The sequence below is a fragment of the Vibrio sp. 10N.247.310.24 genome, assembly GCF_041467175.1.
In the GTDB taxonomy this organism is placed as follows: Bacteria; Pseudomonadota; Gammaproteobacteria; order Enterobacterales; family Vibrionaceae; genus Vibrio; species Vibrio tasmaniensis_A.
Genome location: NZ_JBFSUD010000143.1, coordinates 1 through 5,414 on the forward strand (window position 1 = coordinate 1; position 5,414 = coordinate 5,414).

Consider the following 5,414-nt stretch of genomic DNA (forward strand, 5'->3'; position numbering starts at 1 on the left):
CAGCTCGGAAGGATCCTTCAACCGATCACTTTGGCTTTAACTGATCGGCATTACCGCCTAGTGCGGGACATTTTTTTTGCGGGGTACTTTTTTTTTCTTTTTTTGGAGGGGGGGGATGAAGCGGCTAAAGCGCTTGTCCGTTAACCGACAATTTCACATCAATGTTGCCACGAACCGCGTTTGAGTAAGGGCAAACTTGGTGCGCCGTTTTCACAAGCGTCACAGCTTGTTCTTGCTCTAGATCCAGTTCAATCGATAGAGCAACAGTTAAAGCAAAGCCGCCGTTTTCATTTGGTCCGATACCGACTGTTGCAGTTGTTGGCGCCGATGCGATTTTGATTTTCATCTCTTTAGCTACATGAAGTAGAGCATTTGAGAAACACGCAGAGTAGCCCGCAGCAAACAGTTGCTCAGGGTTTGTCGCTTCACCTGTTCCGCCCATCTCTTTAGGATAGCTCAACGCCACTGAAAGCAGGTTGTCATCAGTAGAAACTTGGCCGTTACGACCTGCAGTAGCTGTAGCAGAAGTTGTGTAGAGTGTTGTCATTGTCTTAGTCCTTGCTTGAGTTGTGCAAAATTAGATTGTGTGCAACTTAATTTTAAAGCTAGCTTAATTGATAAAATTCGAGCGCGCAAGTATATTGTGCACAATTTAATTTATTGGTGAGGTGATCATGAGCGACCAAGATGACTATCTAAAACTGGATAATCAGGTGTGTTTTGCGCTGTATAGTGCATCGAATGCAATGAGTAGAGCGTATCAACCTTTACTGAAAGCGCTTGACCTTACTTACTTGCAGTACATTGTGATGATGGTGCTGTGGGAAGAAAAAGAGATAAATGTCAAAGCCCTAGGCGCAAAAACGCATTTGGATTCAGGTACGTTGACGCCTTTACTTAAGCGCTTGGAAACGAAAGGTTACGTGCTTAGAACTCGCAGTGCTGAAGATGAACGAGTTCGAGTTATTACACTGACGCCTGCAGGGGTAGAGCTCAAAGAGCAAGCGCAAACTGTGCCAGTAGAAATGCTATGTCTTTCTAAGATGAATGAAGATGAGCTTAAATCGCTAAAAGCACAGTGTGAGCAATTGCTTGGCAATTTGACCAAGTAAGCACTTTTAGTTTTTGGCTATGGTAATCAGAAAATAAGAAAGCCCGTTAGCCCTACTGTTAATTAGTTGCGATCGCTAATTCGAGTAAGACTAACGGGCTTTTTGTATCTGCTGTCGTTTAAATGGCAGCAGATAGTGTATTCAATTGGGATTTATCCCATAAACCAAGATACGAAAATCAAAGCCCCAAAACCGAATGTTGCCATCAGTGCCGTATCGCCACCGGCTGCTGTATAGCTGCCTTCGGTTTGAAGGTGAGGGAAGTCAGGCCTACGAACCTTAACCACCATTGCGAGTGGTCCCCAAATAGCTAGGAACACCAACACCATGCCTGCATAGTCCAACATGCTCACGAACTGGCTTGCGAACAGCTCTGCTAATACCAAAGGCAATACAAAGGTCAGAGCATAAGCTAATGCTTTGTTGTTGGTGACTGCGTCTTTGTTTTGGTCATACAGCGCCATGGATACACCAAGGAAAGAGGTCACCAGTGCCAGTGCTGAGAACAGCGCAATAACTACCTTCAACCAAGCAGATTGACCGCTAAATGCTGAGATCAGTTCTGAAATGTTGTGGAACTGGCTGATCGCGTCTGTACCAAGGTTACCGATAATCGCGAACAACCAAGTTAGGTAGCAGATTAGTGGTATCACTGAGCCTAGCAGAATCATATTGCGGATCTGCTTTTGAGTCGCTTCGCGGTTGTAGATAACCAGTGACGGGATCACCACCATAGAGGCAAAACTGGTAAAGATAACCGCGCTGTACTGCACCACGTCATTGGCCGTGTATTGGCTAGTTTGAGTTAGGTAATCTAGACGGATATTGCTAAACAGAGAGGCAATTACAATAAACAGCATTACCACCATCATGATGAATAGACCACGGTTTAATTTATCGATATAAGACTTACCCGCGACTACAATCACACCCATCAATAGGCTGAAAACGGTATAAGCAGCGGATGCAGAGATGTCTACGCCGACGTCGAGCAGTAGCTTATGAATGATGTCGCCAACACCCAAGATATAGGCGATCAGCATGCATACCAGCAGCAGATAAAAGAGTGCATTGATAAAGTGTTTACCTTTGCTGCCCAGAGTGAGGTAAGCAACACTGCTCATGCCACTGTTGTCTTTCGTTTTGGTACACGCTTCTGCCAGTAGGAGTGCAGAGTAGGTGGTGCCGATAAAGATGAGTAGCATCAGCACTGAGCTGATCATGAAGCCAAACTGGGCCAACACCATGGGAATAGCAAGCATGCCAGCCCCTAATGCAGTTCCCGAAAGGATTAGGGAACTGCCGAATAATTTCATATTCAAAAAAACAACCTCTAGCGATCCAATTAATTTTTGTTTGGATTGTAAATAATTGTTTCCAAGACTAACAAAATACTCAGTAAAGTTAGGGGTTAAATCCTAATTATTTTTGAATTTTTCTAAAAAACTTACAAAGGTATTTCGGAGTATTATCTGTGAGCGTTTGACGCATTTTCTTGGTGATTGTATTGGTTGTTTTAGTTAACGTTTATTCATTGTTGAATGATCTAGCAGTCAGAAATATTCGATTAGAAAGAAGTATGTTTCGCGATTATTTTCGCTAGTGTCACAACCCCTTCTTTCCACTCTTTACTCTCTTCGATATTCGCTACCGTGAAGCGCAAGCAGTGTTTATATTGATCGTTTGTCCCAAATACTGTGCCAGGTAATATTCCCAATTTGTGCTTCAAACAATCTTGATAAATCGCGTAGCTATCGACAGATTCAGGTAACGTGATCCAGTTTAGAAAAGATCCCTCAGGCTTTGACAGATGGTAGCGGCCAACAAGGTGTTCATAGCCATCAAGCGCTTGTATTAACAGGCTTTGGAATTGCTTTTGATTGACTTGGTAGAGTCGCTTCATCTTAGACAAATGACTTCGATACTTCCCCGTAGTGAGGAAGTGCCCAACCGCTGATTGCATTAAATTGGAGCTGCCCATGTTGTCGCATAACAGGTATTTTTCAACTTGAGCTTGGTAACGGCCTGAGAGTAACCAGCCAATACGCAAGCGAGAATCTAAGGTCTTGGACAAAGAGTTGACGTAAATGACTCGATCTTGGTTATCAAGCTCTTTGAGGCTGGCAATGGGTGTATCGAATGCCAAGCTACCGAATACATCGTCTTCGATAATCGGTAAAGATCTGGAGATATCCAGTAATGCCTTTCGGTTAGCCAATGGCATTCGTGAACCCGTTGGATTGGTAAAGTTTGGTGTTAGCAGTAAGGTTTTTACTTCCCATTTGTTCAACGAACTTTGTAGTGATGGAATATCAATGCCGTGGCTAACACTGCTTGGAATTTCTAGTGCTTGCAAGCCAAGCGATTCAAGTAAAAGCAGATTGCCGAAGTAACAGGGCGACTCGACCGCCACGATGTCTCCCGGTTTGGTTAATGCACGTAAAGCCAGACTGATCGCCTGTTGAGCACCATGTGTAATTGCAATTTCATTAGATCCCGCGGGAACACCTAGATCATGGGTGATCTTTAACAGCTGCTTTACTAATTGATCATCACCGGGAGGTAATTGGTAATAACCGGGAAGCTGAGTTTGCAAACGGCTATGGCGACCGATTTCGGCGTACAAGCTACGAATGGCAGGGTTATTAATGTTCGGGTGTGCAGAACCAGCAAGCAGTTTCAAGCGACCTTTCGGACGGGAGAGTACAGATTTGGTGACCGACAAGAGGTCGACTTTTTGAGGCTGGCTCGGTGCATCCCAGATGGTGGTGTTCGGTGTTTTCACACGATAGCCTGATTTAGGCACAGAATAAACCCAGCCCGTCGCTTCCAGTTCTTGATAAGCGCGAATCACGGTGTTTTTGCTCACACCGAGTTGTTCACTGAGTTGACGAATGGAAGGCAAGCGGTCGTCTGGGTGAAAGAGCCCTTTATCGATTTGAGCCTTAATATGTTGTTCTATCGCGAGATATTTATTGCCGCTGAGTTCTGCTTCCACGTTTTCCCCTTGTTACTCACACTTAATCTGTAACCATTTAAAGTGTTATATCTGTATCTTTATTAGTTATCTGTACCCAACTAAGGTAACAGCATTGATGAAGAGTTGACCAGAGGTTTGTAATGCTGATTAAAATGATTCCGTTTGTGTTTGTACTATTGTGGTCGTCAGGCTTTGTTGGCGCCCGTCTTGGTGTTGAATACGCTGAACCCGCAACGTTACTTTCACTTAGGATGGTAGCCAACGTGGCGCTGTTCTTGGTTTTGATTGCCATTCTTAAACGTCGTATTCCTCGTGGTCGCGCATTCTTTCATGCTTGTGTGGTCGGAATTTTGATTCATGGTTTCTACCTTGGTGGCACTTATCTCGCGATTGATATGGGCATGCCCGCTGGGTTGAGTTCTCTACTGGTTGGCTTACAACCGATTCTGACGGCATTGATTATGATCAGCTGTACCTCGCAGCGTTTTAACTTCGCACAATGGTTAGGTTTAGCTCTTGGTTTCGCAGGTATTAGCTTGGTGCTGATGGGCAATATTGAGTGGCAGTCAGACGACCAAAAAGTCACGGCAACTTTGTTGTGTTTGGTTTCTTTGGTTGGCATCACGGTCGGTACTTTGTATCAGAAGCGCTTTTGTCAGGGTACAGATATGGTCGGTGGCGCGATGGTGCAGTACTTGGCAGCAGCAGCATTGTTCTTACCTTTTGCAATGCGCTACGAAACTATGCAGGTGAACTGGACTATTGAGTTCACGTTGACTCTGGCTTGGCTAGTGATTGTTTTATCGTGCATTGCTATTCTATTGCTGCTTTACATGGTAGAGCATGGCGCTTCTTCAAGTGTGGCATCGGTGTTTTACTTAGTTCCACCCACAACAGCCATTCAAGCGTGGCTCATTTTTGGAGAGTCATTCGACATTTATGGCGCAATAGGCTTCGCGTTGTCAGCAACCGCTGTTTATCTGGTGGTGAAAAAGCCTGAGTTGATTAAGTTCCGTAGACGAACAGCATTAGAGAGGTAATGTGTCTACCAAAATTATACCAATCGTAGTAACTAACTGGTCACCCTAGCTTGTTAAAAATCTCGATAACTTCGTTAGAATTTTTGATTGTAGAATAACTACTTATCGAAAAATGCAGCCTTGTTCTCAAGCTTTTTTCCTACGCTATTTTTGAACACTTACTTACTGTGATTGGTATAACTCGACTTGAAGTAGATTGCTAGAAACAAAAAAGAGCCTGAATATTCAGTAATGCCGATCAGTTAAAGCCAAAGTGATCGGTTGAAGGATCCTTCCGAGCTG

5 protein-coding genes are annotated in these 5,414 nt (G+C 44.1%); 2 read left to right on the top strand and 3 right to left on the bottom strand.

The genetic code is table 11. The features are described from left to right. Positions 1-124: 124 nt before the first annotated feature. The gene (locus tag AB6E08_RS22605) at positions 125-547 is read right to left on the bottom strand and encodes an organic hydroperoxide resistance protein (RefSeq protein WP_012601111.1); all 423 of its coding nucleotides are present in this window, start codon (positions 545-547) and stop codon (positions 125-127) included. A 127-nt stretch (positions 548-674) separates the two neighbouring features. Here AB6E08_RS22605 and AB6E08_RS22610 point away from each other — a divergent pair, with 127 nt between their 5' ends. Beyond that, positions 675-1,112 carry a MarR family winged helix-turn-helix transcriptional regulator gene (locus AB6E08_RS22610; protein WP_029223898.1) on the top strand — a complete coding sequence of 146 codons (438 nt, stop codon included), beginning with the start codon at positions 675-677 and terminating at the stop codon, positions 1,110-1,112. Between the two features lie 152 nt (positions 1,113-1,264). On the opposite strand, the gene AB6E08_RS22615 is transcribed toward AB6E08_RS22610, so the two are convergent. After that, entirely contained in the window at positions 1,265-2,428 is a 1,164-nt protein-coding gene (locus tag AB6E08_RS22615) for an amino acid permease (RefSeq protein ID WP_012601109.1), read from the bottom strand. Positions 2,429-2,679: 251 nt separating this feature from the next. Then, positions 2,680-4,110: a PLP-dependent aminotransferase family protein gene (locus AB6E08_RS22620; protein WP_372064713.1), complete on the bottom strand. Its 1,431-nt coding sequence runs from the start codon at positions 4,108-4,110 to the stop codon at positions 2,680-2,682. Between the two features lie 122 nt (positions 4,111-4,232). On the opposite strand from AB6E08_RS22620, the gene AB6E08_RS22625 reads away from it, so the two are divergent. Next, complete coding sequence (locus tag AB6E08_RS22625) at positions 4,233-5,132, top strand: DMT family transporter (protein WP_135442485.1); 900 nt, start codon at positions 4,233-4,235, stop codon at positions 5,130-5,132. Positions 5,133-5,414: the final 282 nt, after the last annotated feature.

Excerpts from the sequence above, each read along its gene's own strand:
- AB6E08_RS22605 (WP_012601111.1), bottom strand. The coding sequence starts at position 547 with ATGACAACACTCTACACAACTTCTGCTACAGCTACTGCAGGTCGTAAC.
- AB6E08_RS22610 (WP_029223898.1), top strand. The coding sequence starts at position 675 with ATGAGCGACCAAGATGACTATCTAAAACTGGATAATCAGGTGTGTTTT.
- AB6E08_RS22615 (WP_012601109.1), bottom strand. The coding sequence starts at position 2,428 with ATGAAATTATTCGGCAGTTCCCTAATCCTTTCGGGAACTGCATTAGGG.
- AB6E08_RS22625 (WP_135442485.1), top strand. The coding sequence starts at position 4,233 with ATGCTGATTAAAATGATTCCGTTTGTGTTTGTACTATTGTGGTCGTCA.